This window comes from Archangium lansingense, assembly GCF_026626635.1.
GTDB lineage: Bacteria > Myxococcota > Myxococcia > Myxococcales > Myxococcaceae > Archangium > Archangium lansingense.
On record NZ_JAPNKA010000001.1, the window covers coordinates 4668714 to 4684735 of the forward strand.

General features: G+C 68.0%; 10 protein-coding genes. 7 read left to right on the top strand and 3 right to left on the bottom strand.

Annotated features, from left to right (window positions below):
• Positions 1–4: 4 nt before the first annotated feature.
• Both OV287_RS19130 and OV287_RS19135 read right to left on the bottom strand, forming a co-directional pair.
• Complete coding sequence (locus tag OV287_RS19130; protein ID WP_267535474.1) at positions 5–2035, bottom strand: hypothetical protein; 2031 nt, start codon at positions 2033–2035, stop codon at positions 5–7.
• Positions 2035–4410, bottom strand: coding sequence for a bifunctional metallophosphatase/5'-nucleotidase (locus tag OV287_RS19135; protein ID WP_267535475.1), 2376 nt, complete (start codon positions 4408–4410; stop codon positions 2035–2037). The genes OV287_RS19130 and OV287_RS19135 overlap by 1 nt, the downstream gene beginning before the upstream one ends.
• 121 nt (positions 4411–4531) lie before the next feature.
• On the opposite strand from OV287_RS19135, the gene OV287_RS19140 reads away from it, so the two are divergent.
• The 4 genes from OV287_RS19140 to OV287_RS19155 all read left to right on the top strand — a co-directional run bounded on the left by OV287_RS19140 (position 4532) and on the right by OV287_RS19155 (position 9846).
• Complete coding sequence (locus OV287_RS19140; protein ID WP_267535476.1) at positions 4532–5206, top strand: NUDIX hydrolase; 675 nt, start codon at positions 4532–4534, stop codon at positions 5204–5206.
• A gap of 81 nt (positions 5207–5287) precedes the next feature.
• Entirely contained in the window at positions 5288–6754 is a 1467-nt protein-coding gene (locus OV287_RS19145) for an MFS transporter (protein ID WP_267535477.1), read from the top strand.
• A gap of 74 nt (positions 6755–6828) precedes the next feature.
• Entirely contained in the window at positions 6829–8982 is a 2154-nt protein-coding gene (locus OV287_RS19150; RefSeq protein WP_267535478.1) for a cation:proton antiporter domain-containing protein, read from the top strand.
• A gap of 45 nt (positions 8983–9027) precedes the next feature.
• Positions 9028–9846, top strand: coding sequence for a helix-turn-helix domain-containing protein (locus OV287_RS19155; RefSeq protein ID WP_267535479.1), 819 nt, complete (start codon positions 9028–9030; stop codon positions 9844–9846).
• 74 nt (positions 9847–9920) lie between these two features.
• Here OV287_RS19155 and OV287_RS19160 read toward each other — a convergent pair whose 3' ends face one another.
• Positions 9921–12083, bottom strand: coding sequence for a cation:proton antiporter domain-containing protein (locus tag OV287_RS19160; RefSeq protein ID WP_267535480.1), 2163 nt, complete (start codon positions 12081–12083; stop codon positions 9921–9923).
• Between the two features lie 305 nt (positions 12084–12388).
• Between OV287_RS19160 and OV287_RS19165 the strand changes: the two genes are divergently transcribed.
• From OV287_RS19165 to pdhA, 3 genes are all read left to right on the top strand, one after another.
• Positions 12389–13951 (top strand): hypothetical protein, encoded by a 1563-nt coding sequence (locus tag OV287_RS19165; protein ID WP_267535481.1) that lies wholly within the window; start codon positions 12389–12391, stop codon positions 13949–13951.
• A 50-nt stretch (positions 13952–14001) separates the two neighbouring features.
• Positions 14002–14745 (top strand): HAD family hydrolase, encoded by a 744-nt coding sequence (locus OV287_RS19170; RefSeq protein WP_267535482.1) that lies wholly within the window; start codon positions 14002–14004, stop codon positions 14743–14745.
• Positions 14746–14892: 147 nt separating this feature from the next.
• On the top strand, positions 14893–16017 hold the full coding sequence (pdhA, locus tag OV287_RS19175; protein WP_308809832.1) for a pyruvate dehydrogenase (acetyl-transferring) E1 component subunit alpha: 1125 nt from the start codon (positions 14893–14895) through the stop codon (positions 16015–16017).
• Positions 16018–16022 lie beyond the last annotated feature (5 nt).

Sequence of the window (16022 nt, forward strand, 5' to 3'; positions counted from 1 at the left end):
GACTTCACTTACAAGGCTGGATCGGCTTCGGGCACTCCAGGCCAGGGCCCGGGTAGCAGCAGAGATCGTCCTGGTCGCGCGGCAGCACCATCCAGCGAGGCCGAGCGGCCTGCACGTGGCGCAGGTGGCCCACCACGTCATAGGTGGCTCCGCGCAGGTAGCGGCACTGCCTGGCCGCTTCCGCGTCGGTGCTGCTCTCGTCGCAGTCCACCTTCAGCTCCGGCACGGCGTCCTTCGTCATGAGGAGCACGCGCGTATGGGTGTTGCGCGCCACGGTGCAGCGCGGCGCCGGGGTCACCGCCACCGACTGCGCGGCCAGGAAGGCCACCATGCCCTCGCCCGCGTTGAAGATGACGTCCTTGCGCGTCTTGGCCGGCAGCAGCTCGGCCGTGTTGTCGGCGGTGACGTTGGCATCGCCCACGCGCAGGTAGGTGTCCACGTCGCACCAGATGCTCGCCGCGACACCCGCCTCGTAGCCCGAGGAGAGCTTCTTCGAGCTGGTGTCGGACAGGAGCACTTCCTGCCGGCGGTTGATCAGCGTGTCATCCAGGCCGGCCTCGCGCGGACCGGGTCCAGGCAGCTCCACCACGAACTGGCCGAAGTTGGTGAACTGGGCCTTCTCCGTGCAGACGGTGTTCAGGTACGGGCCGGCGCCGTTGGTGCACTGGATGTTGCAGGTGCGCTCCTCGAGGTCTGGATCCACCGCGGGGGCAGGGAAGGCGCAGCCAGCCCACACCCACTCGCCGTTGACCGTCGTCTCGCAGAAGAAGGGCACCGAGCCGTCGCCGTTGAAGTCGCAGTTCTTGAAGGTCTGCGGGAAGCGCACGCGGCGCAGCTTCACCAGGCCCGACTCCAGGCTCTCCATCTTCATGTTGCGCCGGTTATGACCGCACGTGGTGTCGGTGACGAAGGGCGCCATCGTGTTGTCCAGGCCGCAGTGGCGCAGGCTGATCTCCACCGGCGGGTTGAGATCCAGGTACTTGTTCCACTGCTCCGGCGGCAGCTCGCGCACGCGCTCACGCACCGTCCACGAGGGGAAGGTGAGCTGCGTGGTGGAGGTGAACTCCTGGATGGAGCCGGAGAGCGTCCACAGCAGATCTCCCGGGTCCAGGCCCTCGGGGAAGCTGTAGTTGTAGACGAACATGGAGCCGAACGAGCCGGGCAGGAAGCCGCTGGGCTCGGGGGCGCGCACCTGCGCGGCGGAGCTGGTGTCCTCGCGCACGGGGCAGGCGGTGATGTCGGTGACGAAGAAGCCCGAGGGATCCGTCCCCGTCACCAGCAGCGTGACGGGCTTGGCCGGCTGGGGATCCGGCTGGCCGTCGCCGTTCAGATCCAGGTCCGGGCAGTTCTGGTACAGCACCGAGCCGGACTCGGGGGCGCGGCCGATGGTGACGAACTGTCCCACGAAGGGCGAGGAGCGGTTGTCGTAGCCCTGCGGCGACTGGACGGCGGAGAGCGTCGGATCCTGGAAGAACAATGGCTCGGAGGAGCCGGCGGCGTAGGAGCGGCCACCGTCGGGCTCGGGCGGGGGAGTGCCCGCCACGCCTGCATCGGTGTAGTGGAGCTCGACGGGCTCATCCACGGCCCAGACGCGCACTTCGCCGTAGACGTGCTCGGCCCGCACCTTGCCGTTGCCGCGGCCGCGGGCGAGCGTCATCCAGGTGTAGGCGTAGTCGTCGGACAGGTCGCCCGGCACCACCTTGAAGGTCACCGGTCCGTTGAAGTCGAACGCCTTGCCGGTCTTGTCCAGGGCGGTGACGTCCAACAGCAGCTCCACCTGGCCATTGGGCACGACGTAGCGGCAGTCCGCGGTGCCGCGCAGGTTGGCCGGCACCTGATCCGTCCGGGTGCCGTAGAGCTTGATGCAGGAGGGGACGACTTCGAGCGGCTGGAGGCTGCCGCTGGCGCTCACGGCGGAGATGCTCTGCACCAGCACGCGGAACGAGCCCACGCCCTGGGTGGTGCCCGAGTCCACGCTAAAGCAGCCGGAGAGGGAGGCCGCGGTCGCGGCCAGGAGGAGCCATTGCTTCTTCATTACTTCACCCTCCGGCCGATGCGGTTGTCCTCGGTGGCGTTGGCGATGGGCATCTCAGTGGGGTTCTCGCAGAAGGTTTCGAGCTGCCGGGTGACCGAGCCGCACTCCTGGGCGCCCGTCAGCGCGTCGCGGCAGTAGCAGCGGCCGGTGTATGGGCCCTGGGGCACGTTGCACGTGGTGCGGATGATGTCCGGCGTGAGGCCCTCCACGCCGCAGCGGCTGGAGGCATCCTCGGGCAGCGACAGCAGATCGCCGCAGGTGCAGTCGCCCAGCTTCTGGGCCAGCGCGTCCTCGAACGCCTGCGCCTGCTTGCAGAAGTTGATGATCTGATCGTCCACCACCCACTTGCCCTCCACCAGCGTGCCGCAGCGCTCGCCGGCCTTGGAGACCTCCCGGCCCGCGTTGATGTCGTCGCAGGTGCAGAAGCCCTGCATGTAGCCGATGAGCGAGTCACGCAGGGAGATACCCGTCTCCTGGCGGGTGGTGTTTCGCTTGAGGACGCTGAAGCCCGAGCCGCCCTTGGCGATGTAGTCGTTGACGGCCACGCGGTACATGCCGTTGGGGTTGATGGGGCTGCCGTTGATGACCACGTCCGTGGCGGGGCGCGCGTAGCAGCGGGAGCCGTCCTGGTCCTGGAGGCACTGCCAGGGCGCGTGGTCCTCACGGTCCTGCTGCGGGCAGTCCTTGCCTTCGTTCGCCGGCTCGCAGGGGATGCGCAGATCATTGAGCTGCACCTGGGCGCAGTCCATGGTGAAGCGCGCACCGGAGATCTGCGCCTGGCTCACGCAGCCGCGTTCGGCGGAGCGCTCGGCGACGAAGTCGAGCATCTCCTGAATCTCGATGCCCGAGAGGTACATGAGGTTGATGGTGTTCTCGAAGGGGAACACGTTGAACATGGACTCCTGGGAGACCACGCCCGCGTAGAGGTTGTCGCGGATGCCCAGCGAGTTGGTGAGGGCCATCTCCGCCTCGACGGCGCGGCGCTTGCGCATGGAGTCCGCGGCGACGTTGCCCAGCGGCGAGTCACCACCCGTGGAGGTGTTGCGGCGGGCCACGTCGCGCGGCGCGTAGGAGAAGATGGACGTCAGCTGCATGTTGAAGTCCATGCCCAGCAGGAAGGGCTGGAGCAGGTCCGTTGTCTCTCGGTCCTCCTGCTGCTGGCACTGGGCGATGGCCTCGCGCACGCCCGGGGCGTTGATGAACTGGCCGGCGTTCCAGAAGTTGTCCTGGTAGTGAGCGCGCATGGCGTCGTTGCACCACAGCCCGTCCACCGGGAAGGCCTTGTAGGTATGGCTGACGATCTCCGCGCCATCCAGCGTGCGATCCTCGGCCTTGGGCACCTTCACCACCAGGTCCGCCCGGCCCACGTACTTGGCGAAGGCGCCCGAGTGCACCAGCACCACCTTGCGGCCGCTCGGGTCGCTGAGCTGCTGCGGCGGGTTGAGCACCACGTGCAGGTGGCCGCCCAGCACCGCGTCCAGGCCGGACACGCCCGGGATGAACACCCTCACCACCGCCTTGGGGTTGCCCTCCAGGCTGGGGTCCGACCACTCCATGAGCTGCCACCGATCATGGTCGCGCTCCAGGAACGGCTTGGCGCGCTCGTACTCGTAATAGGCCTCGTAGCCGCGGATGAGATCCTGGTCCTCGGTGAGGCCCAGGTGGCTGACCGCCACGACCAGGTCCACCACCGGGCGCAGCATCTCCACATAGGCGCGCGCCGCCTCGTTCTGCTCCAGCGGGGTGGCCTGCAGCGAGTTGCCGCCCTCCACCAGCGAGTTGAGCGAGGAGATGTTGGCCATGCCGATGATGCCCACCTTCAGGCCCTGCACGTTGCGGATGACGTAGGGGACGGTGTTGAGCAGGGCCTGCGCGTTGCCGGGATCGTTAGGGCTGTCCCAGTGGTAGTTGGCCGCCATCAGCGGGAAGGTGGCGTAGTCGCGCGTCTTCTCCACGAAGTTGAGCAGGCCGGCGTCGAACTCGTGGTTGCCGATCACCGCGGCGTCCAGGCGCATCCTGGACAGGAAGCTCATCTCCGCCTGACCGTTGTTGAGGTTGAAGATGGGCGCGCCCTGGAAGCAGTCGCCCGAGTCCAGGTGCAGCACGCGCTCGGCCTTCTTGCGCTCGCGCTTGAGGATGGCGCCCATGCGCGTGGCCCCACCGAAGGGACCCGCCTCGGGGACGATGCCCAGGTCCGTATCCGTCTTCAGCGGCGCGAAGTCATACGGGACGAGCCGTGAGTGGATGTCCGAGGTGTGAAGGAGGGTGAGCCGCACCTCCTGTCCACTGAGATCGAGGTCCTGCTCGCCCGACATCACGGGCATGCACGAGGCGCACAGCAGGACACAAAGGAGTCCGGACAGAAGGCTTCGCATTCGGGGACGAATCCGGGGGGCTTGAAGAATTTGACCGCTAGACGACGGCGCAAGGTACGAGACAAACGGTGAGTGGGCAAGCAATGCCCCTGCGTCAGGCTCTTCAGGTAAGGGAGCGTACATGCGTTCAAGCAGTCATTCTGTTGTGACGGATATCGAGGTAATCGAGGATTTCTCGTCGACCGCGAAGTGTGACGAGGGCTTCCTGCGAGTGCGGCGGCTGAGGTGCCAGAACCGGCGAGCGGATGGCACGGCGTCCAAGGTGTACCGGGTGGACGTGGTGGATCGGCCGAGGCTGGATGCGGTGGCGGTGCTGGTGTACCGACGCGGTGCGTCGGGGCTGGAGGTGCTGACGCGGATGAACCTGCGGCCGGCGGCGTACTTCCGGCGGGGCAAGGAGATGACGGTGCCGGATGGGGCCACGTACCTGCGGGTGGAGGAGATCGTCGCGGGGCTGCTGGAGCCGGAGGACAAGGGCGAGCAGGGCCTGCGGCACCGGGCCGCGGAGGAGGTGCTGGAGGAGGCCGGCTTCGAGGTGAAGCCGGAGGAGATTCAGCTCCTGGGGGCGGGCTTCTTCGTGGCGCCGGGGATTCTCTCGGAGAAGATCTTCCCGGCGGCGGTGGACGTGACGGGCAAGGAGCAGGGGACGCCGAAGGGAGACGGCTCGCCGTTGGAGGAGGGCACGCACCTGCAGTGGCGGCCCATCCGCGAGCTGCTGGCGATGTGCCGGCGCGGGGAGGTGCCGGACGCGAAGACGGAGCTCGCCATCCTGAGGCTGCTCGCCGAGCAGGCGTGAGGTACAGAGGGTGAAGGTGGCCGGGGAGCGTGGGACGGGGTAGGGTGCCCCCGTCTCGTCTCTCCCCAACGAGGTCATCTGATGTCGTCGTTGCCCCCCTGGCTGCAGCAGCTCCTGCCGATTCTCATCCTGCTGGCAGCAATCTCCCTGGTGATCGCCCGCCTGCCCAAGGTGGAGCTTGGGCACACCGAGGCCTTCAAGCGCCGGCGCTTCTTCAACTGGTTCCCGTTGGGCATGACGTACGCGTTCCTCTACATGGGGCGCTACAACCTCAACGAGGCCACCAGCGCGCTGAAGGGGCACACCAGCAACGCGGACTTCGGCACCATCTTCTTCTGGGGCACGCTGACGTACGGCTTCGCCTTCCTGCTCAACGGCCCGCTGACGGACAAGCTGGGCGGCCGCAAGACGATCCTCATCTCCGCGGCCGGCTCGTCGGTGTGCAACGTGCTGATGGGGACGGTGGTGTACGGCGTGCTCCAGAACGGGTGGCAGCCTCCGGGCGGCCTGGTGGCCACGCTGTCCTTCCTCTACGCGCTGAACATGTACTTCCAGAGCTTCGGCGCGGTCTCCATCGTCAAGGTGAACGCGTCCTGGTTCCACGTGAAGGAGCGCGGGCAACTCGGCGGAGTGTTCGGCATCCTCATCTCGCTGGGCGTGTACTTCGCCTATGACTGGAGCCGCTTCATCGCCAAGGCGGCGCCCACCTGGTGGGTCTTCTTCGTCCCGGCGGCCATCCTCGCGGTCTTCGTGGTGCTGGACTTCTTCATCATCCGCGACACGCCTGGCCACACGGGCCACCCGGACTTCGACACCGCCGATGCCTCCTCCGGGGACGCCGGGCCTCAGCTCGCGCCCAAGGAGGTGTTCAAGCAGATGATCAGCAATCCGATCATCCTCACCATCCTGGCCGTCGAGTTCTGCAGCGGCTTCATGCGCAACGCCATCATGCAGTGGTACCCCAAGTTCGCGAAGGCGACGGGCATTGCCGAGACGTTCGTGGCGTCCAACTGGGGCATGCTGCTGTGCGTGGCGGGCATCACCGGAGGCATGTTCGCCGGCCTCATCTCGGACCGGGTGTTCGACTCGCGGCGCGGGCCCGTCTCCGCGGTGCTCTACGCCGGCATGTCCCTGGGCGCCGTCGTCTCGCTCTTCGTGCTCGAGAGCTGGATGCTGGGCTGGACCGTCATCTTCATGTCCCTGTGCGTGATTGGTGTGCACGGCATGCTGTCGGGCACCGCCAGCATGGACTTCGGTGGCAAGAAGAACGCGGGCCTGGCGGTGGGCATCATCGATGGTGCCGTGTACGCGGGCACCGCCCTCCAGTCGCTGCTGCTCGGGAAGATCCTCCCCTCGGGCGACGCGGCGAAGGACGTAGCCAACTGGAGCAACTGGCCCATCGCCCTGCTGCCGCTGTCCTTCCTCGGCCTGCTGCTGGCCACCCGGGTGTGGAACGCCAAGCCTCAGCCCAAGGCGGCCCCGGTGGCCCCGGCCCTCGCGGCGGCCCCCGCTGGCTCGCCGTCCTCCCGGACTGGCACCGAGGGGTGACATCAGTCCCCCTCCCCGACGAACGGTCGGGGTTCCAGAGGGTGTGAAGCGCAGTGCTTCACGGAGGCAGACCGATGCAAGCCATCGCGCACAACCCGCTCAGTCTGCTCATCGTGCAGCTCGTGGTGATCATCGGGCTGTCCCGGTTGATCGGCCGGGGGGCACGGTGGCTGGGCCAGCCGCAGGTCATCGCCGAGGTGCTCGCGGGCATCCTGCTGGGCCCCTCCATGCTGGGGTGGCTCGCCCCGGGGGTGATGGGCGCGCTGTTCCCAGCCGACTCCATGCCGGTGCTGAGGATGCTGAGCCAGGTGGGGCCCATCCTCTTCATGTTCCTCATCGGGCTGGAGTTGGATCCGCGAGTGCTCCGGGGACAGGGGCGGATCTCGCTGTTCATCAGTCACACCAGCATCCTCGTGCCCTTCGCGCTCGGGGCGCTGGCGGCCCTGGTGCTCCATCCGCGCCTGTCCGAGCCGTCGGTGCCCTTCTTCTCCTTCGTGCTCTTCATGGGCGCGGCGATGAGCGTCACCGCCTTCGCAGTGCTGGCGCGCATCCTTTCCGAGCACGGGCTGTTGCGCTCGAAGGTGGGGATGCTCGCCCTTACCTGTGCCGCGGTGGATGACGTGACGGCGTGGTGCCTGCTGGCCTTCGTCGTCTCACTGGTGCGCGCCTCGGATCTGCTGCACGCGGGGTACACCACGCTCTTCGCCCTGCTCTATGTCGGCTTCATGCTGGGGTTGGTGCGGCCCTTCCTCGAGCGGCTGGGAGCTCGCGTGGCGAACAAGGAGGGCCTCACGCAGAACGTGGTGGCCCTCACCCTGATGATGTTGCTGGCCTCCGCATGGGCCACGGAGCGCATTGGTATTCATGCCATCTTCGGCGCCTTCCTCTTCGGGCTCATCATCCCGAAGGAGGGTGGGCTGGCCGAGGCGTTGGCGGAGAAGCTGGAAGATGTGGTGGTGGTGCTGCTGCTGCCCGTCTTCTTCGCCTCCAGCGGCCTGCGTACCCAGGTGGGACTGTTGGAAGGGGCCTCGGACTGGGCCATGTGCTGGCTCATCCTCCTGGTGGCCTGCGTGGGCAAGTTCGGTGGCACCACGCTGGCGGCGCGGCTCACCGGCATGCGCTGGCGTGAGGCCGGAGCCCTGGGGGTCCTGATGAACACCCGCGGGCTGATAGAGCTCATCGTGCTCAACATCGGCCTGGACCTGGGGGTCATCTCCTCCAAGCTCTTCACCATGTTGGTGATCATGGCGCTGGTGACCGCCTTCATGACCTCGCCGCTGCTGCGCTGGATGTACCCGCCCGAGGAAGTGGCTCGGGATCGGGTGCCGCTCGTTCCCTTCAGCCCCCCAGCGGCCCAGGCCACCTTCACCGTGTTGATGTGCGTGTCCCACGGCCAGACCGGGGCCGGCATGGCGACGTTGGGGCGTGCGCTCACCGGCGCCCCTGGCGAGTCCTTCCAATTCCATGCCCTGCACCTTGTTCCACCCGCCGAGCGCGCCTCGGACCACCTCCGGCGCGAGCAGGAGGGCGGAGGGGGTGATGCCCTGGCTCCGCTGGTGGAGCGTGCCAGTGGGCTGGGCCTGCAGGTGCGCCCGCTCTCCTTCGTGTCCGCTGAGCCCGCCCTGGACATCTGCCGCACCGCCGAGGCCAAGCAGGCGGACCTCATCCTGCTTGGCTGGCACAAGCCCCTCTTCAGCCGCACCATGCTGGGCGGCACCGTGCACGAGGTGATGCAGGCCGCGGACCCGGGCGTGGCCGTGCTGGTGGACCGGGGCTTGGAGAATGTGCACCGGGTGCTGGTGCCCTTCATTGGCAGCCCGGATGATCGGGCGGCGCTCGTCCTGGCCCGGCGCCTGATGCGCTCCTCGGGAGCGGAGGTGACGGTGCTGGAGGTGCGCGCGCCAGGGCCTGAGCAGGCTCTGGGGCGGTCCCGGGCGGTGGTGCACGAGCTCTTCTCGGAGGAGTCCGGGCGGGTGCACTTCAAGGTGGTGGCGCACGACTCGCCCGAGGAGGCGGCGCTGGAGGAGGCACGGCGCGGGTATGACCTGGTGGTGGTGGGCGTGGGGGGCGAGTGGGGGCTGGAGGACAGCTTCTTCGGCCTGCATCGCGAGCGCCTCATCGGGGATGCGCCTACCTCACTGCTGGTGGTACGCCACTCGCTTCGGACCACCACCCAGCCGGCCGGTGACATGCACGGTGCGGCCACGGTGCTTCCCTCCACTTCCTGATTCACGCCAGCAACCCGTACGAGCCGGAAACGAGACGACGACGCCATGCACCTGGGAGCGACCATCCGACTGTTGCGAGTGGACGCGGGGCTGAGCCTGCGCGACCTCGCTCGTCGTATTGGCGTGTCCAGCGCCTATCTCAGTCGCGTGGAGAATGGCCTGGACGCGGTGCCCACCCCGGAGCGGCTGGCCGCCATCGCTCGCGAGCTGGATGTGCCCCCCGCCTTGTTGATGGACGTGACGCACCGGGTGAGCCCCTTCGTGGCCCACTACCTGGAGCAGGTGCCGGGGGCCAGCATGCTCTTCCTGGAGCTGGCGCGCCGCAATCTCTCGGGTCAGCAGCTCGCTCGCGTGCGCGAGTTCCTCGACGCGGAGTTTCCCGTGCGTGCCGCCGGGCAGGAGCCTCCTGTCCCGGCGCTGGCTTCGCTCCTGGCCCCGGAGCGGATGGTGCTGCGACTCACCTGCACCGCGCTGGAGGACGCGCTGGATGTGGCGGCGGGGCGGCTTGCGGCGGCCTGTCCCGGCGTGACTGCGCTGCGGCTGGTGGCGGAGCTGAAGCGGCGCGAGGCGGAGGCCTCCAGCATGGTGGGCAATGGGGTGGTGGTGCCCCATGCCTTCATCGAGCACGCCGCGCCGCTGGCCGCCCTGGTGACCCTGGGCAAACCCCTCCCGGCCGAGACGCCGGATCGTCTGCCCCTGAGGCTGGTGGTGGTGCTCGTGGGGGGGGAGCGTGGGCGTGCGCACCTGACGCGGCTGGCCCACGTGGCCCGGTTGGCCAGTCACGGTCTGGCGGAGCGACTCGCCGACGAGGACCAGCCTCAGCAACTGCTTGCCCGGCTCACGGAGCTGGAAGCGCTGCGATGAACGAGCGCCCGTTCTACTCCTGAGAGACGGGCCCCGGCCGGGATGCACCCGGCCAGGGGGTTACCGCAACGGGTTCAGGACGCGACGTTGCTCGCGGTGAGCTCCCCGGAGGACTCTGTCTCCGGGGTGGCTTCGGCGGCGGGCGCCGGGGCAGGGTGCCTCACGACCAGCAGCGAGGTGGGTGCATCCCCGATGAGACGCTCGCGGTGCAGGCCGAAGAGGCCATCCTCCAGTCCCCACTCGGCCCCCACGCCCACCACCACCAGGTCATACCCGCGCCGAGACTCCTCCAGCGCCGCCTCCTCGGGCGAGTCGTGTGCCACCACCTTGAAGTGCACCGTCCCGGAGCCCTGCGGGAAGAGCTTCTCGACCAGGGGGCGTGCCCCCGAGTGCCCGTGCTGTCCCTCGGACTGGGTGACGTGGAGGATCGTGATCTCCGCGGAGGCGTGTTGCAGCAGCCGCCGGGCGAGCCCGAGGGCCGCCCGGTCATGCGCGCTGCCGATGAAGGGCACCAACACCCGGCGCACGTGCTCCAGGCCTCGGTCCACCAGCACGGCCACGCTCGTGTTCGCCTCCTGCATCACCTCGTGCACGGTGCCACCCAGCATGGTGCGGCTGAAGAGGGGCTTGTGCCAGCCGAGCAGCACGAGGTTCGCCTGCTTGGCCTCGGCGGTGCGGCAGATGTCCAGGGCGGGCTCGGCGGAGACGAAGGAGATTGGGCGCACCTGCATGCCCAGTCCGTTGGCGCGCCCGAGCAGCGGGGTCAGGCTGTCGCCGCTGGCCTTCTCGGGGTCGTGCCGCAGGTGGAAGGAGGCCCGCTCGGTGGGGCGGATGAGGTGCAGGGCGTAGAGCTGGGAGGGCTCCTGGGGAGCACCGGTGAGGGCTCGCCCCAGCGTCACCATGCCGGCTCCGCTGTGGCCGTGGGACACGCACATGAGCATCGTGAAGGGTTGCTCTTCCACTTTCTCCACCACCGGGGTGACGGACACCTGGTCGCGGGCCATCTCCTCGGGGGGGTAGATCCACCGCAGCAGCGGTGTCGTCATGAACGTCGTCACCAACGCCATCACCACCAGCATGGTGAAGAGGGTGGGAGAGATGACGCCCAGGTCCAGGCCGATGTTGAGCACGATGAGCTCCACCAACCCGCGGGTGTTCATCAGGATGCCGAGGGCCCCGGCCTCACGCCAGCGCATGCCGGTGAGTCGCGCCGCCACCGCGCTGCCGCCGAACTTACCCGCGCAGGCCAGGAAGATGATGATGCCGCACATCACCCAGTGGTCGCTGGTGGAGAGCAGGCCAACCTGCGTGCGCAGACCGCTGAAGGCGAAGAAGAGGGGCAGCAGCAACACCACCGCCACGTCCTCCAGCTTCTCGGCCAGCGCCTGCGCCAGCCCACCTTCCTTGGGGATGACCGACCCCATCAGGAAGGCGCCGAAGAGGGCGTGGATGCCGATCAGCTCCGTGGCCCACGCCGAGGCCAGCAACATCATCAACGTCAGGGCGACGCCGTTCTGGTTGAGCCCCTCCTTGCTCGCCACGCGCGCGCCCAGCCGCGCCAGGAAGGGACGCACCACCAACAGCATGAAGGCGATGTAGAGCATCGCGAGCACCGTGGTGAGCCCCGCGTGCATCAGATCCGAGGCGCGCACGAGCGCGACGACGAAGGCCAGCAGGCACCACGCCGTCACGTCATCCACCGCCGCGCAGGTGATGGTCATGGCCCCCACCCGGGAGCTCAGCAGCCGCCGCTCGGTGAGGATGCGCGCCAGCACCGGGAAGGCGGTGATGCTCATCGCCACGCCCATGAAGAGCACGAAGGAGGAGAACGGCACCGACGGATCGGACAGCCGCGGGTAGAGCCACAGCGCCGCCCCCGCCCCCAGTGCGAAGGGGACGATGATGCTGGTGTGGCTGATGACCACCGAGGCATGTCCCCGGCCTTTGAGCAGCTTGGGGTCCAGCTCGAGCCCGATGAGGAACATGAAGAGGATGAGTCCCACCTGGCTCAGCATCTTCAGCACCGGCATGGAGCTGGCCGGGAACAGCCAGTCCATCGCCCCCGGGGCCAGCCAGCCCAGAAGCGAGGGGCCCAGCAGGATGCCCGCGAGCACCTCGGCGATGACCAGCGGTTGGCCCAGCCACTGCGCCCCACGCCCTATGAGCCGGGAAACCCCAATAATAACGAGGAATTGCACGATCAATAGGGTGAGGGCGTTGTGGGAAAGTGCGTGCATCCGTCCTCCTGGATTTGCGTGATAAGTGAGCACTTAGCAGCGCGGAATGCGAAGCGTCAATGTGGGGAGGTACGCCGTCATCCGACATCCAGGAGCGGGAGGGCTCGCGCGACGCGGCGAGAGCACCAGGCCGGGGCGGAGCCTTCAGCGCAGGAGGGCGCCTCGGGCAGCAGCGCCAGCACATGGCGGGCGCGCGTCCGTGGACCTCCAACCAGTTTCCCCGAGGCCCGCGAGCGTTCGCCATCGAACCTGATGTGACCTGGGGGCTACTGTCGTGTGACGGCCTCGTAACCTAGAGTGCGGGTGTGTCCCAGGACCCCGCACCGCTGTTGCAGATCCGGCTTGATGTCCACGACCGGAAGCAGTTCGAGATCAAGCTCGAGTACCAGCCCTCCGGGGCGGACGACGAGACGCGCTATCTCGTGGAGACGTACGTCTTCCTGCCGGCGAGCTTGAACATCGACGCGGAGACGTACCCGCGAGCGAGCTTCTACGCGGACATTCACAACTACATCCGCTTCAAGACGCCGGTGATGGCGCTCGAGGAGCTGCTGTCCTCGGATGCGGCGCCGCTGGCGAAGTTGGAGGCGGGACTGCTCACGGGGCTCGTCAGCGAGTCGGTGCTCGTCTACCAGTCGAAGCTGTTGTCCTGCATCTTCCGCGGGGCGCTGCGGCGCTTCGCCAACGGCGTGGACGAGCAGTGCGAGGGGATGGCGCGTGTCCCGTCGGAGGGAGCGTGCGCGCGGCTGGAGAGCGATGCGGGGGCGGTGACAGATGGGGCGCGGCGAGTGCTGGAGCGCTTCCGCACGTGGGCGCGCTCGGCCAACCGCTACCGGCTGCAGGAGAAGACGCGCGCTTCCATCCGCCTGGTGGACGAGTACATGAGCCTCACGGTGGAGCAGTTCTTCCGCAAGGCCGTGGCGGACATGGACGCGCTGCCACGCTCGGGCGTGTACATCGAGCTGCGCAAGGACTTGATGGACGAGGTGCTGCGCGAGGAGCAGTACCGCAAGGATCACCAGCTGCGCTCGGTGATCAGCCCCACCGGTGACAACGAGGAGTACATGCACCGGTTCGGCTTCCTGAAGAAGTTCTGCATGAACATCCTCTTCCTATCGGCGCGGCGGGCGCAGCGGCGCCAGGGTTGGGAGGAGGTGCTGTTCGCGCTCGCGGCGGGCGTGGCGATGAGCTTTGCCACGGCGGTGGCCTTCTGGGCGCAGGTCCGCTACACGCAGGCGAGCCTCAACTTCTTCCTCATCATGGTGGTGGGCTACATGATGAAGGACCGCATCAAGGAGGGGATGCGCCGCATCTTCAGCCAGGTGGCGGCGAGGCACCTCTTCGATCGAACGGCCCACATCGTGGACCCGGTGACGGAGCGGAACCTGGGCACCTGCGAGGAGAAGGTGGACTACGGCCGCGCGGTGCGGGTGCCCGAGGAGGTGATGGCGCTGCGCTTCCGTGACGACTTCATCACCGCGTCCCAGGGCGAGCTGTCCGAGACGGTCCTGCGCTACCAGAAGCAGGTGGTGCTGGACGTGGACCTGCTGCCGCGCGCCGAGCGGGGCGTGAGTGGAATCACGGACATCATCCGGCTCAACGTGGAGCGCTACCTGCGCGACATGGACGAGCCCGAGTACGCGCTGGAGTACGTGGACCTGGAGGACTACTCGGTGGGGCGGGTGCGCGGGGCCAAGAGCTACCAGGTGGACCTGGCCTTCCGTTTCTTCGTCCAGGAGGCGGGGCAGGAGCGGGTGTCGCTGCAGCTGGTGCGGCTGGTGATGGACCGCAACGGCATCAAGAGGATGCTGCGGCTGTTCCCGGAGCAGCCCCCCCGGCCCGAGCAGCCCATGCGCTCGGCCGCCTGAGTGGCTGAATTCCGCGCCGTCCGGGCGCCGGGTGCCCTATAGAAAGGGCCATGGCTTCTGATCTCAAGACCCGCGTCCGGGATGGCTGGCAGGACACGCTGCGCAGCATCCTGGAGCAGGCGCGCTCGCTCGGCTCCCGGGCGGTGCTCGCCTTCGACCTGGACTCCACCCTCTTCGACAATCGCCCGCGACAGGTGCGCATCCTCCGGGAATTCGGCCAGTCCCGGGCGTTGGAGAAGCTGAGGGCCTGTGAGCCGCACCACTGGGAGAGCGGCTTCGACATGCGGGGCGCCATGCGCAACTGCGGCCTGTCCGCCGCGGAGATAGAGGCCCACTTCGAGGCGGCGCGGAGCTTCTGGCAGCAGCGCTTCTTCACCAATGAGTACTGCGTGGACGACGTGGCCATCCAGGGTGCCGCGGCCTTTACCCACGCGGTGGTGGCCACCGGGGCGCACCTGGCCTACGTCACCGGCCGTCACGAGGGCATGCGGGCGGGCACGGTGGACTGCATGCGCCGCAACGGCCTGGCCCTGCCCAGCGAGGGGCGGGTGCACCTGCTGATGAAACCCTCCGAGCACGACAACGACGACGCTTTCAAGCGCACCGCCCATGCCCGCCTGGGGGACCTGGGGACGCTGATCGCCGCCTTCGACAACGAGCCCACCCACGCCAACGACTACCTGCGCCGCTTCCCGGAGGCCAAGGTCGTCCACCTGGCGACCGACCATTCAGGCCGTCCGGTGGTGCTCCTCGACGAAATCGTCTCGGTGCCGCACTTCTCTCACGAGCCGTGACGCAATGCGCCTAAAGGGTGGGGCGTAGGACGGCCCACCTGGTGGGAGCACGAAAGCGCTTTGGCAGTCCCATGTCCGCGCGCTATGAGGCGCACGGCGTCTGCCGTCCTCTCTTTCGGGACGGCCTCAATGTTCGGAGGCTTGGCGGTGGCCAGCAAGTACTCGAAGGACCTGCTGTTGACGATGTACCGGAAGATGTACCTGATGCGCCGCTTCGAGGAGCGGGCGGGCCAGCAGTATGGCCTCGGGAAGATCGCCGGTTTCTGCCACCTCTACATCGGCCAGGAGGCGGTGGCGGCCGGTGTCGAGGAAGCCATCCGTCCGGATGACTACATGCTGTCGGGCTATCGCGACCACGCCCAGCCGCTGGCGCGTGGCTCGGATGCGGGCATGGTCATGGCGGAGCTCTTCGGCCGCACCGGCGGCTACAGCAAGGGCAAGGGCGGCTCGATGCACATCTTCGACATCGAGAACCACTACTACGGCGGCTACGGCATCGTCGGCGCGCAGATTGGCCTGGCGGCGGGCATGGCCTTCGCCAGCCGCTACCGCAACGAGGACCGCATCACCGTGTGCTACTTCGGTGACGCCGCGGCCAACCAGGGCGTCTTCCACGAGACGCTCAACATGGCGGCCAAGTGGAAGCTGCCCGTGCTCTACATCTGCGAGAACAACCGCTACGGCATGGGCACGGCCATCGCGCGCGTCGCGGCGGTGCCGGAGATCCACAAGCGTGCGTGTGCCTACGGCATCCGCGGCGAGGCCGTGGACGGCATGGACGTGCTCAAGATGTACGAGGCGGTGAAGGACGCGGCCGCGTACATCCGCGCGGGCAACGGCCCGGTGCTGATGGAGGCCAATACCTACCGCTTCCGCGGCCACTCCATGGCCGACCCTTCCACCTACCGCACCAAGCAGGAGGTGGAGGACGAGCGCAAGAACGACCCCATTCCTCGCCTCAAGGACTACGCCATCAAGCAGAAGCTGGCGAAGGAGGAGGAGTTCGACGCCATCGAGGAAGAGGTGAAGCAGCAGGTGGATGCGGCGGTGAAGTTCGCCGACGAGTCGCCCGAGCCGGATCTGTCCGAGCTGTGGAAGGACACCATCGTGGAGGAGGGCGAGGAGGACGTGCGCCCCCGCGAGCGCGTGCTGGGCCAGAAGGTGACGAAGTGGCCGAAGTACCCGTCGGGCCAGGAGCTGAAGGTGACCTGGGATCTCGAGCCGCGCGAGCAGGCCGAGAAGGCGGACAAGGCCGCGGGCCTCAAGCGCTAGTGCTT

What these genes read in the sequence shown, in the direction of transcription:
- OV287_RS19130 (WP_267535474.1), bottom strand. Translation starts at nt 2,035, where the DNA reads ATGAAGAAGCAATGGCTCCTCCTGGCCGCGACCGCGGCCTCCCTCTCC.
- OV287_RS19135 (WP_267535475.1), bottom strand. Translation starts at nt 4,410, where the DNA reads ATGCGAAGCCTTCTGTCCGGACTCCTTTGTGTCCTGCTGTGCGCCTCG.
- OV287_RS19140 (WP_267535476.1), top strand. Translation starts at nt 4,532, where the DNA reads ATGCGTTCAAGCAGTCATTCTGTTGTGACGGATATCGAGGTAATCGAG.
- OV287_RS19145 (WP_267535477.1), top strand. Translation starts at nt 5,288, where the DNA reads ATGTCGTCGTTGCCCCCCTGGCTGCAGCAGCTCCTGCCGATTCTCATC.
- OV287_RS19150 (WP_267535478.1), top strand. Translation starts at nt 6,829, where the DNA reads ATGCAAGCCATCGCGCACAACCCGCTCAGTCTGCTCATCGTGCAGCTC.
- OV287_RS19155 (WP_267535479.1), top strand. Translation starts at nt 9,028, where the DNA reads ATGCACCTGGGAGCGACCATCCGACTGTTGCGAGTGGACGCGGGGCTG.
- OV287_RS19160 (WP_267535480.1), bottom strand. Translation starts at nt 12,083, where the DNA reads ATGCACGCACTTTCCCACAACGCCCTCACCCTATTGATCGTGCAATTC.
- OV287_RS19170 (WP_267535482.1), top strand. Translation starts at nt 14,002, where the DNA reads ATGGCTTCTGATCTCAAGACCCGCGTCCGGGATGGCTGGCAGGACACG.